General features: G+C 36.1%; 26 protein-coding genes and 2 pseudogenes. 16 read left to right on the forward strand and 12 right to left on the reverse strand.

Translation table 11 applies throughout. The features are described from left to right. Nucleotides 1-197: 197 nt before the first annotated feature. The 3 genes from BAQ49_RS06425 to BAQ49_RS06435 all read right to left on the reverse strand — a co-directional run bounded on the left by BAQ49_RS06425 (nt 198) and on the right by BAQ49_RS06435 (nt 2252). Nucleotides 198-1091: a ClpXP adapter SpxH family protein gene (locus BAQ49_RS06425; RefSeq protein WP_071744648.1), complete on the reverse strand. Its 894-nt coding sequence runs from the start codon at nt 1089-1091 to the stop codon at nt 198-200. Further along, nucleotides 1091-1489, reverse strand: a complete 399-nt coding sequence (locus BAQ49_RS06430) for a globin domain-containing protein (protein WP_000043388.1) — start codon at nt 1487-1489, stop codon at nt 1091-1093. Before BAQ49_RS06430 ends, BAQ49_RS06425 begins: the two co-directional genes overlap by 1 nt. Nucleotides 1490-1673: 184 nt before the next feature. Then, nucleotides 1674-2252: a CYTH domain-containing protein gene (locus BAQ49_RS06435; protein ID WP_071744649.1), complete on the reverse strand. Its 579-nt coding sequence runs from the start codon at nt 2250-2252 to the stop codon at nt 1674-1676. A gap of 144 nt (nt 2253-2396) precedes the next feature. On the opposite strand from BAQ49_RS06435, the gene BAQ49_RS06440 reads away from it, so the two are divergent. From BAQ49_RS06440 to BAQ49_RS06455, 4 genes are read left to right on the forward strand one after another with little or no spacing between them, the layout of a single operon-like run. After that, nucleotides 2397-2768 carry a UPF0738 family protein gene (locus tag BAQ49_RS06440; RefSeq protein WP_071744650.1) on the forward strand — a complete coding sequence of 124 codons (372 nt, stop codon included), beginning with the start codon at nt 2397-2399 and terminating at the stop codon, nt 2766-2768. Nucleotides 2769-2798: 30 nt separating this feature from the next. After that, complete coding sequence (gene yjbM / locus BAQ49_RS06445) at nt 2799-3437, forward strand: GTP diphosphokinase (protein WP_002170849.1); 639 nt, start codon at nt 2799-2801, stop codon at nt 3435-3437. A gap of 18 nt (nt 3438-3455) precedes the next feature. Then, nucleotides 3456-4253: an NAD kinase gene (locus BAQ49_RS06450; protein ID WP_000673196.1), complete on the forward strand. Its 798-nt coding sequence runs from the start codon at nt 3456-3458 to the stop codon at nt 4251-4253. Between the two features lie 15 nt (nt 4254-4268). Next, the gene (locus BAQ49_RS06455; RefSeq protein ID WP_071744651.1) at nt 4269-5162 is read left to right on the forward strand and encodes an RluA family pseudouridine synthase; all 894 of its coding nucleotides are present in this window, start codon (nt 4269-4271) and stop codon (nt 5160-5162) included. A gap of 45 nt (nt 5163-5207) precedes the next feature. Here the strand turns inward: BAQ49_RS06455 and BAQ49_RS06460 are convergent, their stop codons facing one another. From BAQ49_RS06460 to BAQ49_RS06490, 7 genes and pseudogenes are all read right to left on the reverse strand, one after another. Next, entirely contained in the window at nt 5208-6596 is a 1389-nt protein-coding gene (locus tag BAQ49_RS06460) for a peptidase G2 autoproteolytic cleavage domain-containing protein (protein WP_071744652.1), read from the reverse strand. Nucleotides 6597-6750: 154 nt separating this feature from the next. After that, nucleotides 6751-7491, reverse strand: a complete 741-nt coding sequence (prpE, locus tag BAQ49_RS06465; RefSeq protein WP_071744653.1) for a bis(5'-nucleosyl)-tetraphosphatase PrpE — start codon at nt 7489-7491, stop codon at nt 6751-6753. A gap of 77 nt (nt 7492-7568) precedes the next feature. Further along, nucleotides 7569-8726, reverse strand: a complete 1158-nt coding sequence (locus BAQ49_RS06470; protein WP_071744654.1) for an FtsW/RodA/SpoVE family cell cycle protein — start codon at nt 8724-8726, stop codon at nt 7569-7571. Nucleotides 8727-8872: 146 nt separating this feature from the next. After that, nucleotides 8873-9790 (reverse strand): glycosyltransferase family 2 protein, encoded by a 918-nt coding sequence (locus BAQ49_RS06475; protein ID WP_071744655.1) that lies wholly within the window; start codon nt 9788-9790, stop codon nt 8873-8875. A 23-nt stretch (nt 9791-9813) separates the two neighbouring features. Then, a complete protein-coding gene (locus BAQ49_RS06480; RefSeq protein ID WP_071744656.1) occupies nt 9814-10572 on the reverse strand; it encodes a class I SAM-dependent methyltransferase in 759 nt (252 codons plus the stop codon). A 140-nt stretch (nt 10573-10712) separates the two neighbouring features. Further along, a pseudogene (locus tag BAQ49_RS06485) lies at nt 10713-11557 on the reverse strand (TylF/MycF family methyltransferase). Nucleotides 11558-11651: 94 nt separating this feature from the next. Further along, nucleotides 11652-12323 carry a BclA C-terminal domain-containing protein gene (locus BAQ49_RS06490; RefSeq protein ID WP_071744657.1) on the reverse strand — a complete coding sequence of 224 codons (672 nt, stop codon included), beginning with the start codon at nt 12321-12323 and terminating at the stop codon, nt 11652-11654. 165 nt (nt 12324-12488) lie between these two features. Between BAQ49_RS06490 and BAQ49_RS06495 the strand changes: the two genes are divergently transcribed. The 10 genes and pseudogenes from BAQ49_RS06495 (at nt 12489) to BAQ49_RS06540 (ending at nt 20517) form a co-directional block, all read left to right on the forward strand. After that, the gene (locus BAQ49_RS06495) at nt 12489-13586 is read left to right on the forward strand and encodes a glycosyltransferase (protein WP_071744896.1); all 1098 of its coding nucleotides are present in this window, start codon (nt 12489-12491) and stop codon (nt 13584-13586) included. A 146-nt stretch (nt 13587-13732) separates the two neighbouring features. Further along, nucleotides 13733-14421 (forward strand): annotated as a pseudogene (locus BAQ49_RS06500) (class I SAM-dependent methyltransferase). Beyond that, the gene (locus BAQ49_RS06505; protein WP_071744658.1) at nt 14418-15104 is read left to right on the forward strand and encodes a glycosyltransferase family protein; all 687 of its coding nucleotides are present in this window, start codon (nt 14418-14420) and stop codon (nt 15102-15104) included. Before BAQ49_RS06500 ends, BAQ49_RS06505 begins: the two are co-directional and overlap by 4 nt. A gap of 13 nt (nt 15105-15117) precedes the next feature. After that, nucleotides 15118-15798 carry a glycosyltransferase family protein gene (locus BAQ49_RS06510; RefSeq protein WP_071744659.1) on the forward strand — a complete coding sequence of 227 codons (681 nt, stop codon included), beginning with the start codon at nt 15118-15120 and terminating at the stop codon, nt 15796-15798. A 14-nt stretch (nt 15799-15812) separates the two neighbouring features. Beyond that, the gene (locus tag BAQ49_RS06515; RefSeq protein WP_071744660.1) at nt 15813-16550 is read left to right on the forward strand and encodes a sugar phosphate nucleotidyltransferase; all 738 of its coding nucleotides are present in this window, start codon (nt 15813-15815) and stop codon (nt 16548-16550) included. Nucleotides 16551-16558: 8 nt separating this feature from the next. Beyond that, nucleotides 16559-17104 (forward strand): dTDP-4-dehydrorhamnose 3,5-epimerase, encoded by a 546-nt coding sequence (gene rfbC / locus BAQ49_RS06520; protein ID WP_071744661.1) that lies wholly within the window; start codon nt 16559-16561, stop codon nt 17102-17104. Nucleotides 17105-17119: 15 nt separating this feature from the next. After that, nucleotides 17120-18091 carry a dTDP-glucose 4,6-dehydratase gene (rfbB, locus tag BAQ49_RS06525; protein ID WP_071744662.1) on the forward strand — a complete coding sequence of 324 codons (972 nt, stop codon included), beginning with the start codon at nt 17120-17122 and terminating at the stop codon, nt 18089-18091. A gap of 17 nt (nt 18092-18108) precedes the next feature. After that, on the forward strand, nt 18109-18963 hold the full coding sequence (gene rfbD, locus BAQ49_RS06530) for a dTDP-4-dehydrorhamnose reductase (protein ID WP_071744663.1): 855 nt from the start codon (nt 18109-18111) through the stop codon (nt 18961-18963). A gap of 108 nt (nt 18964-19071) precedes the next feature. Continuing rightward, entirely contained in the window at nt 19072-19842 is a 771-nt protein-coding gene (gene fabI, locus BAQ49_RS06535) for an enoyl-ACP reductase FabI (RefSeq protein ID WP_000421885.1), read from the forward strand. A gap of 141 nt (nt 19843-19983) precedes the next feature. Then, nucleotides 19984-20517, forward strand: coding sequence for a spore coat CotO family protein (locus BAQ49_RS06540; RefSeq protein WP_084667353.1), 534 nt, complete (start codon nt 19984-19986; stop codon nt 20515-20517). 56 nt (nt 20518-20573) lie between these two features. Here BAQ49_RS06540 and exsY read toward each other — a convergent pair whose 3' ends face one another. Continuing rightward, a complete protein-coding gene (exsY, locus tag BAQ49_RS06545) occupies nt 20574-21032 on the reverse strand; it encodes an exosporium assembly protein ExsY (RefSeq protein WP_071744665.1) in 459 nt (152 codons plus the stop codon). Between the two features lie 125 nt (nt 21033-21157). On the opposite strand from exsY, the gene BAQ49_RS06550 reads away from it, so the two are divergent. After that, complete coding sequence (locus BAQ49_RS06550; protein WP_071744666.1) at nt 21158-21517, forward strand: DUF1360 domain-containing protein; 360 nt, start codon at nt 21158-21160, stop codon at nt 21515-21517. 86 nt (nt 21518-21603) lie between these two features. Further along, entirely contained in the window at nt 21604-21804 is a 201-nt protein-coding gene (locus BAQ49_RS06555) for a cytochrome C oxidase subunit III (protein WP_071744667.1), read from the forward strand. A gap of 76 nt (nt 21805-21880) precedes the next feature. On the opposite strand, the gene exsF is transcribed toward BAQ49_RS06555, so the two are convergent. Then, a complete protein-coding gene (exsF, locus tag BAQ49_RS06560) occupies nt 21881-22384 on the reverse strand; it encodes an exosporium protein ExsF (protein WP_071744668.1) in 504 nt (167 codons plus the stop codon). Nucleotides 22385-22506 lie beyond the last annotated feature (122 nt).

Genomic DNA, 22506 nt, shown 5'->3' on the forward strand with positions numbered 1-22506 from the left:
TTATTCAAGAATGAAAACGTTTAGAATGTGACAAAAGTGTGAAATTCGACAAAAGGGGTTGTCATCTGACGTCGAATCTTGTAATATAATAAGCGTGAACGAATTCACATACAAACATATACCCCTTTGTTTGAACGTGAAAATTTCTCCCATCCCCTTTAATATTTTTATAAGCCGTAAAGAAGAAGACCTGGTGTTTACACCAGGTCTTTTTCTTTTGCTATCCATTTCCAATAACGCTCGCACTTCACTTCAATCATTTGTACTTTTCGTTTTAGTTGTAATTTTTTTAGTTCGCGCTCTATTTCTTGCTGCGGGCAGTCATATATAAATGAGATTTCCTTTGAAGAAATAAATTGTGTTACTTCTAGTAATACCTCTAAAGGAGGTAATGGCTCTGGCTCAATCTCGCATTTTACAAGTTCTTTTAATAACTGTACGTATACATCATAGGAATAAATTCCTGCGATTTTAATACCTTCCTCATCTGAATTTGCATGGAAAAATAGGAGGGAAGGTATTTCTGTAATATGCATCTCATTTGTGAATTTTAGGTCGCATTGGAAAGCTTTTTTTGCGCTAACTGAGTGTAGGTCTTTTTTAAATTCCTCTACATCAATGTCGCTATCTTTTGCACATGTAAGCAATAGTTCACCATCTGGGTTTGATACATTTTTAAGAAAAATGTATTCTTGGAGTTTTCGCAAAAATTTCGAACCTGCTTTTCGGCCTTGCAACTCCGCCGCTTTAATTGCCATCGAAACTAGATACGGCGTTGACGATGCCTCTTGCATATGTACTTTTCCATCACATGAAAAACCTTGTAAACTTGTTGTCTTTTCCCACACAAATCGAATATTAGCAGGTTTATTCCATTTGTGTGAGGAAGCGTTTGCCCCGTCCACTTTTCCAGTTACTATATGACGAATAGAGAAATATTTCCCATATTCGAGCCATAGTTTAATAATAAATGGCTCGATATCCCAGCAATCTTTACAAAGTGGATCAATAAATAAATATGCTTCTACAGACTTATGCTCGCATGTGAAAGGAGAAGGCATATTCATATGCTTTGCTTCCTGCTTATCCATTACACTTCACCTGTTTCATTTGGAGTATTGACCATATGTTGAGCAGTTAATGCTAAACGTTCAAAAACAAACTCTCTTATATGACCGTGCACTCCTGTATCATCCATCGCTTGTTCCATACATGATAGCCAAGCTTCTGCGCGTTTTGGAGTAATCTCAAACGGAAGATGGCGTGCTCTTAGCATGGGATGCCCATGTTCTTCAGTGTATAAATTAGGACCACCTAAATATTGTGTTAAAAATTGTTTCTGCTTCCTAGCGGTTTCTGTTAAATCATCCGGGAAGATCGGAGATAAGTCAGGGTGTTCACTGACATAGGAATAAAATGTATCCACTAATGTTGCAATGCATTGTTCACCGCCAATTGCTTCAAATGGTGTCATTGGTTGCTTGCTCATCCTTTATAAACTCCTTTTTCCATGAAATGTATATCTATTGTAGCAATGGAATGTTATGAAGAGCAACTAAACAGCCTTCATAACATTCGTTACTTATTTTATGTGTTGCTAATAAATCTTTACTTTCCAAAAAGGCGAAACATAACCACCAGTAAATCACTTCTTCACTGATGGAAATTTTACTTTAGCGCTCTTTGTTTTGTTTAGCAAGGAAAAAGCGTTTTACTTTGTTATTTGTATGACGAACTGGTACGTTATGTTGCTTCAATAACCTCATAAATGCTGCTTTACCAGTCTGTTCATCTTGCACTTCGTATTCAATTTCATAATCATCGTGATTGTAATAGAAACTATGATCAAAGACAAGTGTTCCGCCTTCAAATAATGTTTCAGCTCTTTCTGTTGTTAAACTTCCCATATAAGTTAAAGAGGAAACTGGAATTTGTAGTTTCTGAAGTTGATCCATTACAGTGCCTTGAATGATTACGTTTGTTTCCATCATAAGTTTTGCTTCTTTTTCAGTTATAGATTGATGAGTTTCTAATAAACCAATTTCAGCAGGTTGTTTTAATGTGAATGTATAAGTTCCATCTTTATGACGAATACGAAGTGCAGAGCCCGCATCTTTTAAAGAGAAGTGAGGCGTTTCAAAGTAGTGATTCACTTGTTTTGTAAATGCTTCAATAGAAAAAGATTTGCATAATGTTTGGAATTCTTCCTCTGTAACCATATTTTTAAATTCAATTTCAATTTCTTGTGTCATTGTATGCGCTCCTTTTGAAAAATAATTCTTTCCACATTATCGCTTTTTCGCAAATTTGGTTCAATGTTTTATTTGTTTGCGTCCATGTTATGATACAATAATACTGTTAAGTAAGACAGGAAGTTGAGATGGAGGAGTTTGAGCATGCAAAATAAAATTCAAGTTAAGAGCGTAGAAAAGAGAGAGAATGCGCTTATTTTTTGTGCGGAAAATACTGAAATAGAGGTAAAGGAGCTAAGTGCGCGTAATCACGTACTAGTAGACTCAGACAATTTATCATTTTTATATATCTTAGAAAACGAATCATCTTTCATTTATGTAAGTATGCCGCATACATGCTGGGAAGCAATGCATGAAGCGATGAATAAAGATACAGCGATGTTTATTCACGTGAATGATGTTGAAATAGAATTAGAAGGATTAAAAGAAGAAGTAGAATATTTAGTTGAAAATATTGAAGGTAATGCAAATTACGGAGAAGAACTAGTAACTGCTGTAGAAAAAGTGTTTCTATAAGTAAATGGATTGATTTTGGTGGTGGTTGAAATGAATCGTAATTGGGAAGAATTTTTAGCACCTTATCACCAAGCGGTGGCGGAGCTGAAAGTGAAACTAAAAGGAATGCGTACTCAATTTGCAATGTTAACGGAGCATTCTCCAATTGAGTTTGTAACAGGAAGGGTAAAATCGGTTGCAAGTATTATTGATAAAGCGGAGAAGAGAAATGTACCGCTAGACCGGCTCAGAGAAGATATGCAGGACATCGCCGGCCTTCGAATGATGTGTCAATTTGTTGATGAGATTAAGCCTGTTGTAGAATATCTTCGAAAACGAAATGATTTTGAAATTGTGGAAGAACGTGATTATGTAACGCAAAAGAAAGATAGCGGCTATCGCTCTTACCACGTTGTCATTAGTTATCCTGTTCAAACGATACAGGGAGAAAAAAAAGTGTTAGTGGAAATTCAAATTCGCACGTTAGCGATGAATTTTTGGGCAACGATTGAGCATTCTTTAAATTACAAATATAGTGGACGTTTTCCTGAAGATATTAAAATACGCTTACAACGTGCAGCGGAAGCGGCATTTTTATTAGATGAAGAAATGTCTTCCATTCGTCTTGAAATTCAAGAAGCGCAAAAGATCTTTTCACGAAAGCAGGAAACGAAAGATTCTGAATCATAAACTAAAGGGTGTTGGGCGATGAAATTTACAATTATGTCAAAGGGCGATCAATCATCAGATACATTAGCAAGTACGATGAAAGAATACTTGTTAGATTTTGGTTTTACGATGGATGAAAAGGAACCTGATATTGTAATTTCTGTTGGGGGAGATGGAACGCTTTTATATGCGTTTCATCGTTACTATAATCGATTAGATGAAACCGCATTTGTTGGTGTACATACAGGGCATTTAGGTTTCTATGCAGATTGGTTACCGACGGAAGTAGAGAAGTTAGTGATTGCGATTGCTAAAACACCGTTCCAAGTAGTTGAATACCCACTTTTAGAGGTGATTATTCGCTATGTGAATGGTAGTAAAGAGTCGCAGTATTTGGCGATGAATGAAGCGACTGTAAAAAGTGCAGAAGGAACATTAGTAACAGAAGTGGAAATACGCGGAGAGTATTTTGAAACGTTCCGCGGAGATGGTCTTTGTATTTCTACTCCTTCAGGAAGTACTGCGTATAATAAGGCACTTGGCGGAGCGATTATTCACCCTTCTATTGAAGCGATTCAAATTGCAGAAATGGCATCAATTAACAATCGTGTATTTCGTACGGTAGGTTCACCGCTCGTACTGCCGAAACATCATACATGCGTTTTAAAGCCGGCTGCAGGAATGAACTTGCAAATTACGGTGGATCATTTGACGATGGTTCATCAAGATGTGAAATCAATTCAGTATCGCGTTGCAAACGAGAAAGTACGATTTGTTCGTTTCCGTCCGTTCCCGTTCTGGAAACGTGTCCGTGACTCGTTTGTTGCAGATAAATAGAGAGGGTTTATATATTTGAACAGATTTACATTGAAATGGGATATACAGCTTGCAGATGAGGGGACTTTAGTTAGAGAGTTTTTGAAAACGAAAGGGATTTCGAAAGCTGCTTTAACCGATATAAAGTTTCACGGCGGAGCTATTGAAGTAAACGGTCAACATGCGAGTGTTCGCCACAAGTTACAAGCCGGTGAAGGATTACAAGTCTTCTTTCCATTCGAGGAAAGAAGTGAAGGGATGGAAGTAGAAGATATTCCTTTAAATATTGTATATGAAGATGACGCAGTGCTTGTTGTAAATAAAGAAGCATATATGTCGACAATTCCATCTAGAGAGCATCCATCAGGAAGTGTTGCAAATGCTCTGTTATATCATTATGATAAACAGAACCTTGCAAGTACAGTGCACATTGTAACGAGACTCGATCGTGATACTTCAGGACTTATGTTAATTGCAAAAAATAGATTCGTTCATCACCTTTTATCAAAGCAGCATCAACAAAAAGGAGTGAAACGAACGTATGAAGCGCTCGTTCATGGGATAATCCTAGAAGAGATAGGGACGATTGACGCACCGATCGGACGAAAAGCGGATAGTATTATCGAGCGAACTGTCTGTGAAGATGGTCAAAGAGCTGTTACTCATTTTAGAGTGATGGGAAGCTCTTCTAATAAGACGTATGTAGCACTTGAACTTGAAACAGGAAGAACGCATCAAATTCGTGTACATATGGCGCATATAGGACATCCGTTACTCGGGGATGATTTATACGGCGGTCGAAGAGATGTGATGAAGCGCCAAGCGCTTCATAGTACGTCTTTGACGTTTTATCACCCTATTTTAGAAAAGGAAATGACTTTTACAGTAGGTATCCCAGATGACATGCAATCCGCTTTACATAACAATTAAAGGGAACAAAATTCTTACTGAACGAAGGATTTTGTTCCCTTTTTTTTAGCGGAATAATATTAAAATTTGATTTTCACCAGTACGTTTAATAACGAAAAAGCCACTTTCAGCTTTTGTAGCAATGCCGTCATCATTTGGAAGACAGTATCCGTGTGTTTCACAAGTACCGTCATCACGTACTAACATTTGTCCAATTAATCCGACAGGAAGCCACTCAGTGCGGTCTCTTCTTGATATATATTTACAAGCTGGATCCCATTCTGTATTCAAAAGAGGTTGTGTGTCTTGCGTGTCCGTACGCGCATATTGACGTTTTCCAAAGCTATCTGTTTTATAGCGTTTTTGCCAACTTAAAGCACCGCTATTTCCTATGAGAGCAGGAGTAGCACTAGATATTCCTAATATGAATAAATCATTTGAAGTAGCTTTTCGAATTTTTTCTTCGCTACTAAATGTAACGAAATGACCGACATCAATAGAACTATGATCCGCTGTCTCAAACATTTGTGCAAAATCCGTTCCACTTGCATTGTAAGAAGCACCATCGATATACATTTCTCCGTTGTGAGCAAGCCATTTTGCACCGATATTATGGTCGGTGTCATTTGTACCATTTGCAATAAACCAAGAATAAGATTCTTCTGCCGTGCCGAAGCGCCCCATAATATGGCTGCCTGCAAAATGATCTGTTGATGTATGCATACCTTCCGCATGAGAAGAGAATCCGTTAGCGATAGTTGCGGTTCCTTCTGCATGTGCTGCTTCGCCTAAAGCAATTGTATGTTTTCCTTCCGCATGAGAATAAGAGCCGCCTGATGTCGTTTCACTTCCTTCACTATGCGAACTATGTCCAGTTGCTTTTGTTTTTGATCCTTCTGCATGAGAGAAAGAACCTTTTGCATGTGTAAGAAGCCCTTCTGCATGTGAAGCTGTACCTTTTGCATTAGAGTGAAGCCCCTCTGCATGTGCATACCGGTTCCCTTTTTTAACTTTTGTATTTTCGGGTGTAGGGGTCTGAATTATAATAGTTTTCTCCGTTTGTATATCATTTGATGGGGCTAATGCTTCTTTTATTTTTTTTACTTGATTTATAATAGTAGCTGGAATTTCTGGTTCCGCTTTTTTATTTATTGCTACAGGTATGTTTTCTTCCGTATTTTGCTCTGTTTGCTCAGATTGTACTACCTGTTCATTATGATTAGAGAGAGGTTTATGTTTTTGCTGCATCTTTGTTTTTCTATTATCGATTATGCGGCTCATTACAGCATTTTCTAAAGAGACATATTTTGTTCTTGTTTTACTTTTTTTTGATGATTCTTGTTCGTCCAGTTCTTCTAAAGCTGCAGCTCGAATGCTACACCAATTGTTAATTCCGTACATGGGCAGATAGAAAGGCGGGAATTTTCTTTTTTGTTTAGAAGATTTTTTCTTCATTCTGTCACCTCCTGCGACAGTATATGCCGTGTACTTAAAAAAAGATGCACTTTATTGCATCTTTTTTTAAGTACATTACCTAGTTTTTATATGAGATATGCCTAAATAATACGGTAATCCCTCGCAATTCATGAATTGCACTAAGTAAGGGGAGTTATGAAATTGGGCGGAATTTCTCAGCGACAAAAGGCAGGGAGGAAGGGACGGAAACGGTCTCCATTTCAGGAAAACGTAGTCCGGTTAGCTTTCCGCCAAATACAGCACCAGTATCGATATTGACTGTTTGATTTACAAAGCGAGGTTCTTTTACTGGAGTATGTCCATATATAATCCAAGTTTTCTCGTTATATTCTTGCGCCCAGTCGCGACGGACAGGTGAGCCGTCAGGATGCTTTTCTCCTGTAATATCGCCATATAATACAAAGGTTTGTACTTTTTTATCTTGTCTTCCTATGTAATCTTGCCGAATCCCGGCGTGACATACGATTACTCTTTTTTCATCTAGTATGTGATATAAAGGGGATTGCTCATAAAGGGTGATGAACTTTTCTTTTATAATGTTTTGCTTATGAGAAGATAGTGCTTCATATTCAGCGACAGTTGTTTCGAGTCCGTGAGCGATTGTTACATTACGCCCAAGGAAAAATCGGTATAGTTTATTGCAGTGATTTCCAGGAGCGTAATAAGCTTCTTTTTTATTTATGACAAGTTCCCATACAATTTCAATCATACGTAATGAGTGAGGACCGCGATCTGTAATATCACCAACGAATGCAAGCTGACGTTGGTCAGGGTGAATCGGTAGGCCACTACTCCAGTTGTATCCAAGTTTCGTCGTTAAATTTTGAAACTCTTGGAAGCACCCATGAATATCCCCTATAATGTCATATTTCATATTTAAACCTCCATCATATTTTTCATTAGTATATCTAAAAAAGGATAGAGATAAAAATGTACTGCTTTTTGTGTGGCTTATTTAAACATAAAGATTTTTGTTCTTGAGCGAACATTTAAAATAAATCCAATTGCAATCATGTATGTAAGCAGCGAACTTCCTCCATAGCTCATAAGGGGTAATGTTATCCCTGTAATAGGAAGTAATCCGATTGTCATCCCGATATTTTGGAATACTTGAAAAGTAAACATTCCAATTGTACCAGCGCAAATATAACTACCGAAAGGATCATTACTTTCTAAAGCGATATGAATCATTCGGAAAATGAGTAAGAAAAAAAGTGAAATAATGACACTTGCACCTAAAAAACCAAATTGTTCAGCGACATTAGTGAAAATAAAATCTGTATGTGGTTCTGGAAAATATACTTGTCCATTTTCCCAACCCTTTCCTTGCATTTCCCCTGATCCAGCAGCTAAGAATGCTTGTCTTAGTTGATAGCCTTGCGTATCATATTTGTATGGTGCTAACCAGCCGTAGAAGCGATTTAATTGATATTCTTTTAAAATGTTGGCTTTAAAGAACTCTGTATGAGAAAAAAATATATATATTAATGTAGAACCTGCTGTGACAATGCCGGAGACTAATCCGAAAATAAAACGCCATCGTATACCTGAAACTAGTATCATTGCTGCGAGCATAGCTGAAATTACCATCGTATTTCCTAAATCCGGTTCCTTTGCAATAAGGAGTAGTGGTGGCAAACTTGTTGCGAATATCTTTCCGAGTAATAAAAAATCTCCCTGTATTGTTCTGAAAAAATATTTCTCATTGTGATTTGCTATAATTCGTCCAATGACGATAATTAAAAATAATTTCATAATTTCAGAAGGCTGGAAATTTCCGATGCCTGGAAGCCTGTACCAAGCGGTAGCGCCTTTAATTGTAAGGGCACCTGGTACTTGAAGTTCTAGCCCAATAAGTAATACCATTGCAAAGCTATATAAATACCAAGCAATTTTTTGATAACGATCGAAATCGATAATCATAATAACGCTAATAGCAATAAATCCAATGAAATACCATTGAATTTGCTTTAGTACAAAATTCACGTTTTGCAAAAATTGTGGTAAAGAGGCTTGCGCACTTGCAATAGCAAAGCAACTAACAGTCCCAATGGCAAATAAGATGAATAGCAATACGTAGTCTATTTGATATTGAGAATTTGATTTCAATGTATGTAGTCCTTTCTATCACCTAGTAAGTATATGGATGACGTCATGATAAAAATAATATGCAAGCAGACTGTTCATACATTTATTCCACTATTTGTGGGAAGTCATACATCACGAGGAAGGAATAGCTCCTCCCTTGTGATGTGCTATATTGAACGGAGTTCTTTTGTAATTATATTTAAACAATAGGAAAGACGTGCATGTGTATTTATATCTGGAATGAGGTTTGGAAATAGATTGTAAAATTTGACCGCATTTTTATACCATCCATAAGCCCTTACCAGACCCTTTCTATAATATTTGGTGTCTTGTAAGAAACCATACTTTTTCGAGGATACAACGAGCTGTGAAAAATCTTCACAGCCTTCAAGGAATTTGTGATGTACTTGCTGTCCAGTATGAAGGCGGAATGAACTTAAAGGTTCAGTGATATACATCGCATCACCTTTTGAAAGTAAACTTATCCAAGAGGCCATATCAACACTACAACCATATTTTCTACCATTTAAAGTGCCGAAAGGTTCTGTTAATAGGTGTTTTCGAAAGAGTACAATTGTAGGTTCACCGATAATATTTTGTCCCTTTATAAGCATACGGTTTCCAAAATCTGTCCCATTTAGTAGAGTATCTTCATCAGATAATCTTTTCATGGAGGGGTGTTGTTCAATTATCTCTCCATTATCATTAATCCAAGTACGATAAGATGTAATAAGTGCGAGGTTTCGATCTAAGTCTTGTTGGAAATAGAACATCATTTTTTCGATTTTATTACTATAAAATATATCATCGTCCATTAAGAAATTGATGTACTCTCCATTGGACTGTTCTAAGAGCATAAGTGAGTTATTAAATTGTCCTAGAGTAGCGGAATTTCGAATGTACGTTATGTTTTTATAATTAGGTAAATAATGTCTCTTCATTAAAATTTCTGTTGCATCATTTGTACTATCATCTCCTACAATGATTTCAATATTCGAATAAGTTTGCGCTAATGCACTTTCTAGAGCAATTTTAAAATAATGTGGTCGATTAAAGGTGGGAATAAGGATGGAAACGAGAGGCAGATTTTTTTGTTATTCATATACAACTACCTTTCAGAAATTTTTTGTGTAAGAATAATATCTTGATAACTTGTGTACTCAGTTCTGTTACACCATGAACCATAATGGGGGGGATTCATTAATTCTAGCCCATACTTATTTAATAGAACGCGAATATCGTCCTCAGGATAGGCAACTGCGAAATTAGGAATATCTTTATTCAGAACATAACAATTGTCAATTTGATGATAGAAGCCTAATGTACTTACTCCTGCATTTAAGTAATAGGATGATTCAGGATTAATTAAAAAGAAAGTAATAAAACATCTCCCGTCTTTTTTCAGAACTCGTGTAATCTCAGATACATAGTGTTCTAATTCTTTCGGCAGGAGGTGTGTGAATACGGACGTTAAAAAAATAAAATCGAATGACTCGTCTTCATATGGAAACTTGTATTGGGAAGCATCTTCTTTTCCTTCTGGATTGTAGAACTGATTATGTATATCGACATGTTCAAAATGGAAATTGCTACGGAGCGTTGAAATGTTATTTCTGCACCATGTAATTCCCTCATTAAATAAGTCAAATCCATAATAAGTGCCATCATCACTTAAATAATTCATTAATGGAACCGCCATTCGGCCAATACCAGAGCCTATATCTAACACTGTTTCATTTGATTTTAAATTGCCAATTTCAATAAAATACTGCATAAATTCTTTTCCAACCGCTTCAAAGTCACCCCCTACATATTGAACGAGTTCTGGAGGTGGGATCAATGTGATTTTCTTCTCATTTTCGTTCATACATTCACTCCTTCCTTGTATTAAAGTAGGTAATTTCTATTTTGTATATAAATTAATATTCCATAGTGAGGGGAGCTTTACACTATTGGTTCTTATGGATCATTAGTACAATAGAACCCCTCAACTCAATAAAATTTATTCTATTCTTTTCGCCAATAAATACCGAAATCATCAATTTTAGTAATAGGTGCTTTTAAGTTTCTTTCATTTCTGAAATCTGTCACAGCCTCTGCACATGTTACTAACCCGTAATCATCAATGATAATATAGCCACCTGTTGAAACTTTGTCATATAAGTTTACAAGACTATCCATCGTTGATTCATACATATCACCATCAAGGCGAGCAATTGCAATTTTTTCTACTGGTGCTGAAGGTAATGTATCCTTAAACCACCCCTTTAAAAATTTCACCTGATCATTTAATAAATCATATTTTCTAAAGTTCTCTTGCACTTGTTCTAAAGAAACACGTAAGTAATCGAATGTGTGTAAATAATCACCGTAATCTTTCGGATACTGTTCTAAATTGGGTGCTGGTAGACCTGCAAATGAATCAGCAACCCACACAGTACGATTTTTGATGTTGTTTGCTTGTAAAAACCATTCATAAAGATGCATGATCCCCCGCGCCATACACCAGTTTCAATAAAGTCACCTTCTATATTTTCACGGACGACAGTTTCCATAGCCTCATGTAATTGATTCATACGTTTTCGCCCGATCATACTGTGTGCTGCTCTTGGCCAATCGTTGCCACCTTGACGCTCACTTTTCGAAACGTTAGGGTCAACGATTTTTAAATTATGATTTTCTGCGTACTGCTTAATAAATAAAGGGAGTGGAACTGTAACTGGTTCATATAATAATTCTTTAGATATATGTAACGTAGCAGGTAAATATGGTTCATACTCTAACCATATTTCAAACAAAATTGTTTTCTTTAATAACTCAAGATAAAGCTGAATAGCAGATCTATTTTCCATATTTGTGCCTCCCTCAAAAGGTCATACAACAATATGGTTATGTGAATAGTGTATGTTTCATGATTGAATTCATAATTGAAAAAGCAGTAAAAAATTAAGCGATTTTTTCAATAATAATTGATGCACTCGTACCAAGAGCTAACGATAATCCAAGTCCTGTAACAATAGCTTCAACCATTGATGGAGTCGTTGTAATTTGTGTAATTGCTTGGATAACTATAGGTGCGCCAAGTGAGATTAAGCTTGTGCCTGCACCTGGTACATTAGATCCATTAACTTGAATTGTAAGGCCGCCTAATATACCTACTGATGCAGTATATGCGATAACAGTAATTTTATAGAATCCAGTTTCATTTATGAGGAAAGTATCAGGGTCTAATTGAGAAATTGCAGTACCAAACAGAGATCCAACAGTATTAAATGGTACTGGATCATTAATTCCAAGAGCCACAGAAATAGAAGCAGAGTTAAATGCGTACAATCCTGCTGGAAGTCCTAATCCAGACGGTCCAGTAGGTCCAGTCGGCCCAGTAGGTCCAGTAGGTCCAGTCGCACCAGATGGCCCAGTAGGTCCAGTCGGCCCAGTCGCACCAGACGGCCCAGTAGGTCCAGTAGGTCCAGTCGGCCCAGTAGGTCCAGTAGGTCCAGTTGGAAGTGTAAATGGTGGTATTGGTGGTAAGGTCGGTCCTACCAGATTAGGATCAAATGCACTAGCGGATAATGATTCATCGGGATTTAAGCCATCTGAATAATTATTATTTGACATAAATTCACCTCCATAAAGCTTTCATTATATAGTAGATGCAAAGTCGTAAGAAAATGACACAGACATTTGAATTATTGAAAAGAATTCTAAAATGGCTTGAACAATATAAAAAAGTGGAAAGTTTTGTATTTGTATAACATATGATTGAGTTGGAAGAAGGTGATTATATTGAACAAGCAAGGCATTACAATTAGTTTATGTATGATAGTTCGGGATGAGGAAAAGACAATAGCTCGATGTTTGGATGCGATTGGAAAAATTGTTGATGAAATTGTAGTAGTTGATACAGGTTCTGTTGATCAAACGAAAGAAATTGTAGAGAAATACACTCCTAATATATATGATTTCCAATGGATTGATGATTTTGCGGCAGCTAGAAATTTTTCTTTTTCAAAAGCGACGCAAGAATATATATTGTGGCTAGATGCAGATGACGTATTATTAGAGGATGCTCAAGAAGCATTGAAACTTTTAAAAAGGGAATTAGATTCTAAAGTAGATGCTGTTTCGATGCCGTATCATCTTGTAATGGATTCTAACGGGAAACCCCTTTATTGCACAAAAAGATATCGACTTGTAAAGCGTGAAAAACAGTTTCAATGGTTTGGTAAGGTACATGAGTATTTAGCTGTTTCCGGTGAAATCTATAATAGTAACGTTGCTGTTACACATAAAAAGGAAAAAGAAGTGACGGATCGTAATTTGAAGATTTTTCAAAATACTGTAGCAGTAGGAGAAGAATTGAGTCCAAGAGATTTGTTTTATTACGCCAACGAGTCTATGGATAACGAAAAATTCAACGATGCGGTTCTTCTCTATGAAACATTTCTAAATCAAGATGAAGGATGGCATGAAGAGAAAATTTATGCATGCGGTAAGTTAGGGGATTGTTATGCGAAGCTCGGAATGTGGGAGAAGGCAATTGAATCTTGTGTAAAGTCGTTTCGGTACGATGTTCCTAGAGGAGAGAATTGTACAAGAATAGGACATATATACATGGAACAACAAAAATATAATGAGGCGATCTTTTGGTTTAAACTAGCAACGGAAGTACCACTAGCAGCGGATAGTCCGTTTCACAGTCCAGCCAGCTACACATGGCTTCCATATTTGCAAATGTGTATTTGCTATAGCAAGTTAGGAGAGCAAGACAAAGCTTATTATTACAATGAATTAGCAGCTTCTTACGTTCCGAATAATGCTGCAATCGAATATAACCGTAAATATTTTCGAGGTGTTTTTGATAAACAATATAAAGTGTAATGTAGGCTGTTTTTAGGAAATACCTTGTTATTATTCTAATGATGATAGATTGGCTATATATTAGAGTATTAGTAATGAAATCAGTAGAGGTGACACCCTTTGTAAGATGTATATTTCAAATTCAATTTGCATAAGGAGTGTGTGAAATGAATCGCGAAAAAAGTTCTTTATATGAAGAAAAATCCGATTATTATTATAATGCAGCGAATCCGATGTATTAAAGCATATAAAAAAGGAATGGAAAGAAGTTCTTGATATTGGTTGCTCTAGTGGTGCATTAGGAGCGGTTATAAAAGAAAATGGCACACGTGTATCAGGTATTGAGGCATTTCCAGAAGCAGCGAAAACAGCAAAAGAAAAGCTGGATCATGTTGTTTTAGGTGATATAGAGACAATGGATATGCCGTATGAGGAGGAGCAATTTGATTGCGTCATATTTGGGGATGTATTAGAGCATTTATTCGATCCGTGGGCTGTAATAGAAAAAGTAAAACCATATATAAAACAAAACGGTGTAATTTTAGCTAGTATACCAAATGTTGCTCACATTTCAGTATTAGCTCCCTTACTTTTTGGAAATTGGACGTATACAGAATATGGCTTACTAGATAAAAAGCACGTACGCTTCTTTACTTTTAATGAAATGCTAAGAATGTTTTTAAAAGCAGGATATTCTATTAATAAAGTAGATCGTGTATATATTGACCATAAAAAGTATGAGCCACTTATTGAAGAGTTATATGGAATGTGTAAAAAATATCGTCTTGGAAGTGGCTTCATGGCTGAGACGGTTGTGTTTCAATATATTATTGAAGCAGAAAAATCACAAGTATGAGTACTGCCGAAAAAACAATATTATTTGTTACGTGTATAAATGATCGGAAATTGTATGCACAATGTGTGCGACATATATTGCAATTGGCAGTACCTCCTGGGTATCTTGTACAATTTATGCCGATTCGAAATGCAAAAAGTATGACGAGCGGATACAATCAAGCCATTTCACATCCAGCGAAGTATAAAGTGTATTTACACCAAGATGTTTTTATTATAAATGGAGCTTTTCTATATGGATTAATTCAATTATTTGAGGAACATGAACACCTTGGGATGATTGGGATGGTAGGAGCGCAATATGTTCCTCCAACTGGCGTATGGAATGAAGGGCGTGGAATTGTTGGAAAAGTCATTGGTTATATGAACGATTTGTTTTATATGGCAGGTTTAGAGCAACCATTTCATGAATCAAAAACGTTTATCCCTGTTGAATGTATTGACGGTTTATTGATGGCGACACAATACGATATTCCATGGCGAGAAGACTTATTTGACGGGTTTGATTTCTATGATGTATCTCAATCATTTGAATTTAAAAAAGCAGGATATACAATCGGTGTACCTGTACAACGTGATGCGTGGTGTATTCATTATCATTTCGATGTGAATATGACGAACTATGAAAAGCATAGGAAAGTATTTGTGGAGCACTATATGTCAGATGTAAATAAGGAAGAATAAAGGGGCTACAAAAATGAAAGATCATACAATATTAGTGGTTGTTTGTATAAATAATGAAGAGCTTTTCAAGCAATGCGAGAGACAAATAAGAAATATTTTTGTTCCCCCTGGTTATGTTGTGCAAATTTTTCCGATACGAGATGCAAAAAGTATGGCAAGTGCGTACAACCGAGTACTTTCATATCCGGCGAAGTATAAAGTATATATACATCAAGATACTTATCTTATTAATCGGGAGATGTTTTATACACTCATTTCTCTTTTTAAAGATAATGAAAAGCTTGGTTTAATTGGAGTAGCTGGTGCTCAATTTTTACCGAGTAATGGGATATGGTGGGAAGGAAAAAATTTAGTAGGGAAAGTGATTGAGTACAGAAGACAGAATTATCAATTATTAAATTTAGACCAGGAGTATTATGGAAATAAGTCATTTATGTCAGTTCAGGCAATTGATGGTTTGCTAATGGCAACGCAGTTTGATATTCCGTGGCGCGAAGATTTGTTTCAAGGATTCCACTTTTATGATGTGTCACAGTCTTTAGAGTTTCAAAAGGCTGGTTATTTAGTAGGTATCCCTAATCAAGCAAATCTGTGGTGTATTCATTACAACGGAGATGAATTTGATGCGGATATATACGAGAAGTACCGGAAAGTGTTTGTAGAACATTATAAAGATATATTATCTCCATCGTAAGGGAGAGATGCAGGGTGAAAGGAATTATTTTAGCAGGTGGTACTGGATCGAGACTATATCCAATAACGAAAGTAACAAATAAACATTTGCTTCCTGTTGGGCGGTATCCAATGATTTATCATGCGGTATATAAGATGAAACAATGTGAGATTACAGATATTATGATTATTACAGGCAAAGAACATATGGGAGATGTTGTTAGTTTCTTAGGAAGTGGTCACGAATTTGGTGTGTCCTTTACGTATCGTGTGCAAGATAAAGCGGGCGGAATTGCACAAGCGTTAGGGCTTTGTGAGGATTTTATTGGGAATGATCGCATGGTAGTTATATTAGGAGATAATATTTTTTCAGATAATATTCGTCCATATGTTGAAGAGTTTACAAAGCAAAAAGAAGGTGCAAAAGTACTGCTTCAATCTGTAGAAGATCCTGAACGATTTGGCGTAGCGCATATTCAAAACAAAAAAATAATTGAAATTGAAGAAAAGCCGAAAAAGCCGAAAAGCTCCTATGCTGTTACGGGAATTTATTTGTATGATTCGAAAGTTTTTGCTTTTATAAAAGAATTAAAACCTTCCGCAAGGGGAGAACTTGAAATTACAGATATAAATAATTGGTATTTAAAACGAGGGATACTTACCTATAACGAAATGAGCGGCTGGTGGACGGATGCGGGAACTCATGCTTCTCTTCAAAGGGCGAATACGTTAGCCCGAGATATAAACTTTGGAAAACAGTTTAACGGAGAATAGGTGAAAATATGAAAGTTATAGAAACAAATTTTACCGATGCGAAATTGTTAGAACCGAGGTTATTTGGAGATGATCGAGGATTTTTTACAGAAAGTTATAATCAGAAGGTGCTAGAAACATTAGGGATTACGTATTCATTTGTACAGGATAACGTGTCTTATTCGGTTAGGTCGGGAACGATTCGGGGATTACACTTTCAAAAAAATCCGAAAGCACAAACGAAACTCATTCAAGTTATGCAAGGGGCAATTTATGATGTTATCGTAGACTTACGAAAAGAATCACCAACATTTAAACAGTGGAAAGGGTATATTTTAAGTGCGGATAACCACCGGCAATTATTGGTGCCAAAAGGATTTGCGCACGGGTTTTGTACGCTTGTTCCACATACTATTGTTATGTATAAAGTAGATGAGTATTATAGTGCACAGCATGACTCGGGATTACTTTGGGAGGATAAAGAATTAGCAATTCCATGGCCGGTAACAGATCCTATTTTATCTGATAAGGATCGAATATTACCATCACTTCAGGAATATGAAGATAGTTTTTAAGTAGGAGAGTTGTTTATGAATATATTAATAACAGGTGGAGCTGGATTTATTGGAAGTAATTTTGTTCATTACATGCTGCAAAGCTATGAAACATATAAAATCATTAATTTCGATGCATTAACATATAGCGGGAATTTGAATAATGTAAAGTCTATTCAAGAGCATCCTAATTACTCTTTTGTAAAAGGGAAAATTCAAAATGGAGAGCTGCTGGAGCATGTTATTAAAGAGCGTGATGTGCAAGTAATTGTTAATTTTGCAGCTGAATCACATGTGGACCGTAGTATTGAAAATCCGATTCCCTTTTACGATACGAATGTAATCGGGACAGTCACTTTATTAGAATTAGTGAAAAAGTATCCGCATATTAAGTTCGTGCAAGTATCAACAGATGAAGTATACGGTTCTTTAGGGAAAACAGGAAAGTTTACTGAGGAAACCCCCTTAGCTCCAAATAGTCCGTATTCTTCAAGTAAGGCGAGCTCAGATGTGATAGCTTTATCTTATTATAAAACATATCAATTACCAGTTATAGTAACGCGTTGTTCCAATAATTATGGACCGTACCAATATCCTGAAAAGTTAATTCCATTAATGGTTACGAATGCACTGGAAGGAAAAAAACTACCGTTATATGGTGATGGCTTAAATATAAGAGACTGGTTACATGTAACAGATCATTGTCGTGCGATTGATATTGTTTTGCATAAGGGACGTGTAGGAGAAGTATATAACATAGGTGGAAATAACGAAAAAACGAATGTAGAAGTTGTGGAACAAATTATTACTCTCTTAGGAAAAACAAAAAAAGACATTGAATATGTTACGGACCGTTTAGGGCACGATCGCCGTTATGCAATTGATGCAGAGAAAATGAAGAACGAATTTGATTGGGAACCGAAGTATACGTTCGAACATGGATTACAAGAGACGGTGCATTGGTATGAAAAGAATAAGGAATGGTGGAAACCACTAAAAGAACAGTAACAGTAAGGGGCATGTAAATGAAAGAGAGGGTTATCATAACAGGAGCAAATGGTCAATTAGGAAAGCAGCTGCAAGAAGAGTTAAATCCTGAAGAATATGACATATATCCATTTGATAAAAAGTTACTAGATGTAACAAATATATCCCAAGTTCAGCAAGTGGTACAAGAAATAAATCCACATATAATTATTCATTGTGCAGCGTATACGAAGGTTGATCATGCTGAAAAAGAACAGGATCTTGCTTATTTAATCAATGCAATAGGAGCTCGAAATATAGCGGTTGCTTCACAATCAGTAGGAGCAAAGTTAGTTTATATTAGTACCGATTATGTATTTCAGGGCGACAGACCGGATGGATACGATGAATTTTATAGTCCAGCGCCGATAAATATATACGGAGCTTCTAAGTATGCGGGGGAGCAGTTCGTCAAAGCGTTACATAATAAATATTTTATCGTTCGTACATCGTGGCTATATGGTAAGTATGGAAATAATTTTGTGAAAACGATGATGCGATTAGGTAAGGAAAGAGAAGAACTGTCTGTTGTAGCGGATCAAATCGGTTCTCCTACGTATGTGGCAGATTTAAATATGATTATTAATAAGCTCATTCATACTTCTTTATACGGTACGTATCATGTATCAAATAGAGGCTCATGTTCTTGGTTTGAATTTGCTCAAAAAATATTTTTGTATGCAAATATGAAAGTGAATGTATTACCTGTTTCAACCGAAGAATTTGGATCGGCGGCTGCAAGACCAAAATATTCTATCTTTCAACATAGTATGCTCAGGTTAAATGGTTTTGCACAAATGCCTTCTTGGGAAGAAGGATTAGAGCGTTTTTTTATAGAAACAAAAAGTCATTAACAAATTTATGTTAATGACTTTTTTGTTTGCCTTTAAGCGGTTTTATGGTACTATAATTATAGTATCAGGTACTAATAACAAGTATAAGTATTTCTGGGAGGATATATCATGGAACTATTACAAGGGAAAACATTTGTTGTTATGGGCGTTGCGAACCAAAGAAGTATTGCATGGGGAATTGCTCGCTCTTTGCATAATGCAGGTGCAAAATTAATCTTCACATATGCAGGAGAACGTTTAGAAAGAAACGTTCGTGAATTAGCGGACACATTAGAAGGACAAGAATCACTTGTATTACCTTGTGATGTAACGAATGATGAAGAACTGACAGCTTGCTTTGAAACGATTAAGCAAGAAGTTGGTACAATTCACGGTGTTGCACACTGTATTGCTTTTGCAAATCGTGATGATTTAAAAGGTGAATTTGTAGATACTTCTCGCGATGGATTTTTACTTGCACAAAATATTAGTGCATTCTCTTTAACGGCTGTAGCAAGAGAAGCGAAGAAAGTAATGACAGAAGGCGGAAATATTTTAACATTAACATACCTTGGCGGCGAGCGCGTTGTGAAAAACTATAACGTTATGGGTGTTGCGAAAGCTTCATTAGAAGCGAGCGTGAAATATTTAGCGAACGATTTAGGTCAACATGGCATACGCGTTAACGCTATTTCTGCAGGACCAATTCGTACGTTATCTGCGAAGGGCGTAGGCGATTTCAACTCAATCTTAAGAGAAATCGAAGAGCGTGCACCACTGCGTCGTACAACAACTCCAGAAGAAGTTGGCGATACAGCGGTATTCTTATTCAGTGATTTAGCACGCGGCGTAACAGGAGAAAACATTCACGTTGATTCAGGATATCATATTTTAGGATAAATATAATATTAATTTTTAAAGGACAATCTCTAAATGTTGAGATTGTCCTTTTTATTTGTTCTTGGAAAGAACGATTTTTAACGAAAGTTCTTACCACGTTATGAATATAACTATAATAGTACACGATTTATTCAGCTACGTATGGAAGTGGGAGGGACGAGTGTGAAGAATAAAAATAAAAGCTCAACAGTTGGAAAACCGTTGTTATATATTGCACAAGTAAGTTTAGAACTTGCTGCACCGAAAATAAAAAGAATTATCTTAACAAACTTTGAAAATGAGGATCAAAAAGAGGAAAGTAATAGAAACGAAAATGTTGTAAGTAGTGCTGTGGAAGAGGTAATAGAACAACAACAAGAAGAGCAGCAAGTAGAAGAAAAAATAGAAGAAGCGGAGCAAGTACAAGAGCAGCAAGAACAGCAAGAGCCAGTGAGAACAGTCCCATATAATAAATCATTTAAGGATATGAATAATGAAGAAAAAATTTACTTTTTATTAAACCGCCCTCATTATATTCCAAAAGTAAGGTGCAGAATAAAAACAGTGACGGTCTCATATGTCGGATCGATAATATCGTATCGAAAGGGGGTCGTATCAATTATGCCGCCAAATAGTATGAGAGATATTAGGTTATCTATAGAAGATATAAAATCAATTGATATGGCCGGTTTATAAATATGTAAAGGTGGTAGAAGGATTCTACCACCCCAATAGTTTTTTAGTTTACTTATTTAGATAGAAACGTCGCGTAAGCACTGAATAGCACAGAAACAGCTTAAATCAACAGTAAGGCAAGTAGATGTCGATTTTAATCTCGCATTTGGAACATTTAAAAACGTACAAATTGGATCGTCACCAGGTGGTACAGAAGAACCATCACCTAATACTACAGTTAATACACGTAGTACAGCGCAGCTATCATCGTCTACGCTCTCAACACGTAAAATTGGAGATCTACAGCTCTTAAGACTTCCTGATGGTGCAAATGCTTCAAAAGGTTCTCCAGCTTTTGTGTATAAAATAAAAGGGCGTGTATTTGCTACTGATGCAGTATTGTGTGCTCCTAAAAATGGGATTTCACAACCAGATCCACACGTTGTAGTAGAACAATCTTGTAGTTCATTGATGAATTTTACAACGTCAACCACACAATGTGAAGAGCTATGGTGTTTATTTTCGTTACAACTCATTAATGTCACTCCTTATCTTCTTGTTTGTATTTACATTAATAAGATATTGGAGTCGAGGAGATTTGGTCACAATCTCAAGACCTTTTTTTTTAAATAGGCGAAAGAAGATAAGGGAAGGTGGAAACATGCTGTTTACAAGTTGGCTTTTATTTTTTATTTTCGCATTAGCTGCTTTTAGGCTTACTCGTTTAATTGTTTATGATAAAATTACAGCCTTTTTGCGAAGACCGTTTATTGATGAATTAGAGATTACAGAGCCTGATGGAAGTGTATCAACTTTTACAAAAGTAAAAGGTAAAGGATTAAGAAAATGGATTGGCGAATTATTAAGCTGTTATTGGTGTACAGGTGTATGGGTTAGTGCTTTTTTATTAGTTTTATATAAGTGGATTCCTATCGTTGCAGAGCCGTTACTTGCATTATTAGCTATTGCAGGTGCAGCAGCGATCATTGAAACAGTAACAGGATATTTTATGGGGGAATAATATATTTTCATAATACGAGAAAAAGCGGAGTTTAAAAGAATCAGGGAACGGAAATAAGGAGTTGTTCATATAGTGAATAGACAGAAATGACAGTAGAGGAGATGTTTGCTGTGAGCAATAATCCAAGGCAAAATTTATATGACCTGCAGCAGTGGTATAGTATACAGCAACAACACCAAGCACAACAACAAGCATATCAAGAACAATTGCAGCAACAAGGGTTTGTGAAAAAAAAGGGATGTAATTGTGGGAAAAAAAAGAACATAATAAAACAATATGAAGAATGAAACACTCATGTTACTGTGAGTGTTTTTTATTATAAATATAAAAAGCGGTATTTCAATTAAGAAATACCGCTTTTTACTAACCGATTTGTACAACTGTTAATGCTGCAGCACGAACATCTACACTACCGAGTAATTGGACTGGTACAATTTGAATTAAGTTACCAGGGTTTAAGTTAATAAGAATAATACCACTGGATACGTCTACTTCACCAGTATCAATAACGTTAGAGCGGACTGCAGTACCTGAGCCTGGAATAATATTGTCTGGTGTATCTAATGATAAGAAGAAACGAGCAGCTTCAGGGATTGCATTGGAATTATCAAGGCTAATTGTCAATGTATAACTGATTTGATAAATACCAGCTCGTTGAATTCTAATACCATCTCCTATACTCACTGTATCGTTTATTACAGGTACAGTAATGTCTGGGTTTGGGCTTACGCTAGGTAATAGTAATGGTGTGAATAATGAAGCAAATTGAGGCGTAGAAGCATTAAAAGCAAAACCGAAGGCAGTTAGTGTACTAGCTGGTTTCGCCTCGCAATCAATTTTAGTAAATTCGCAATCAGAAGAGAACATGTTTTTTACTCCTTTGTCTGTTTCTACGTCCAGTTAATGAAAAGGACAGGTTCTATGTTCTAGACAAGTTCCCAATTTTATAAAAAATACATAATAATACCTTTTAAGCATGGATTGGGTGG

This window comes from Bacillus proteolyticus (assembly GCF_001884065.1).
GTDB lineage: Bacteria > Bacillota > Bacilli > Bacillales > Bacillaceae_G > Bacillus_A > Bacillus_A proteolyticus.

What these genes read in the sequence shown, in the direction of transcription:
- BAQ49_RS06450 (WP_000673196.1), top strand. Translation starts at nt 3,456, where the DNA reads ATGAAATTTACAATTATGTCAAAGGGCGATCAATCATCAGATACATTA.
- BAQ49_RS06555 (WP_071744667.1), top strand. Translation starts at nt 21,604, where the DNA reads ATGACAGTAGAGGAGATGTTTGCTGTGAGCAATAATCCAAGGCAAAAT.
- BAQ49_RS06550 (WP_071744666.1), top strand. Translation starts at nt 21,158, where the DNA reads ATGCTGTTTACAAGTTGGCTTTTATTTTTTATTTTCGCATTAGCTGCT.
- BAQ49_RS06510 (WP_071744659.1), top strand. Translation starts at nt 15,118, where the DNA reads ATGAAAGATCATACAATATTAGTGGTTGTTTGTATAAATAATGAAGAG.
- BAQ49_RS06490 (WP_071744657.1), bottom strand. Translation starts at nt 12,323, where the DNA reads ATGTCAAATAATAATTATTCAGATGGCTTAAATCCCGATGAATCATTA.
- exsF (WP_071744668.1), bottom strand. Translation starts at nt 22,384, where the DNA reads ATGTTCTCTTCTGATTGCGAATTTACTAAAATTGATTGCGAGGCGAAA.
- fabI (WP_000421885.1), top strand. Translation starts at nt 19,072, where the DNA reads ATGGAACTATTACAAGGGAAAACATTTGTTGTTATGGGCGTTGCGAAC.
- BAQ49_RS06430 (WP_000043388.1), bottom strand. Translation starts at nt 1,489, where the DNA reads ATGAGCAAGCAACCAATGACACCATTTGAAGCAATTGGCGGTGAACAA.
- rfbB (WP_071744662.1), top strand. Translation starts at nt 17,120, where the DNA reads ATGAATATATTAATAACAGGTGGAGCTGGATTTATTGGAAGTAATTTT.
- BAQ49_RS06460 (WP_071744652.1), bottom strand. Translation starts at nt 6,596, where the DNA reads ATGAAGAAAAAATCTTCTAAACAAAAAAGAAAATTCCCGCCTTTCTAT.
- BAQ49_RS06435 (WP_071744649.1), bottom strand. Translation starts at nt 2,252, where the DNA reads ATGACACAAGAAATTGAAATTGAATTTAAAAATATGGTTACAGAGGAA.
- BAQ49_RS06440 (WP_071744650.1), top strand. Translation starts at nt 2,397, where the DNA reads ATGCAAAATAAAATTCAAGTTAAGAGCGTAGAAAAGAGAGAGAATGCG.
- yjbM (WP_002170849.1), top strand. Translation starts at nt 2,799, where the DNA reads ATGAATCGTAATTGGGAAGAATTTTTAGCACCTTATCACCAAGCGGTG.
- BAQ49_RS06425 (WP_071744648.1), bottom strand. Translation starts at nt 1,091, where the DNA reads ATGGATAAGCAGGAAGCAAAGCATATGAATATGCCTTCTCCTTTCACA.
- BAQ49_RS06505 (WP_071744658.1), top strand. Translation starts at nt 14,418, where the DNA reads ATGAGTACTGCCGAAAAAACAATATTATTTGTTACGTGTATAAATGAT.
- prpE (WP_071744653.1), bottom strand. Translation starts at nt 7,491, where the DNA reads ATGAAATATGACATTATAGGGGATATTCATGGGTGCTTCCAAGAGTTT.
- rfbC (WP_071744661.1), top strand. Translation starts at nt 16,559, where the DNA reads ATGAAAGTTATAGAAACAAATTTTACCGATGCGAAATTGTTAGAACCG.
- BAQ49_RS06480 (WP_071744656.1), bottom strand. Translation starts at nt 10,572, where the DNA reads ATGAACGAAAATGAGAAGAAAATCACATTGATCCCACCTCCAGAACTC.
- BAQ49_RS06540 (WP_084667353.1), top strand. Translation starts at nt 19,984, where the DNA reads ATGGAAGTGGGAGGGACGAGTGTGAAGAATAAAAATAAAAGCTCAACA.
- rfbD (WP_071744663.1), top strand. Translation starts at nt 18,109, where the DNA reads ATGAAAGAGAGGGTTATCATAACAGGAGCAAATGGTCAATTAGGAAAG.
- exsY (WP_071744665.1), bottom strand. Translation starts at nt 21,032, where the DNA reads ATGAGTTGTAACGAAAATAAACACCATAGCTCTTCACATTGTGTGGTT.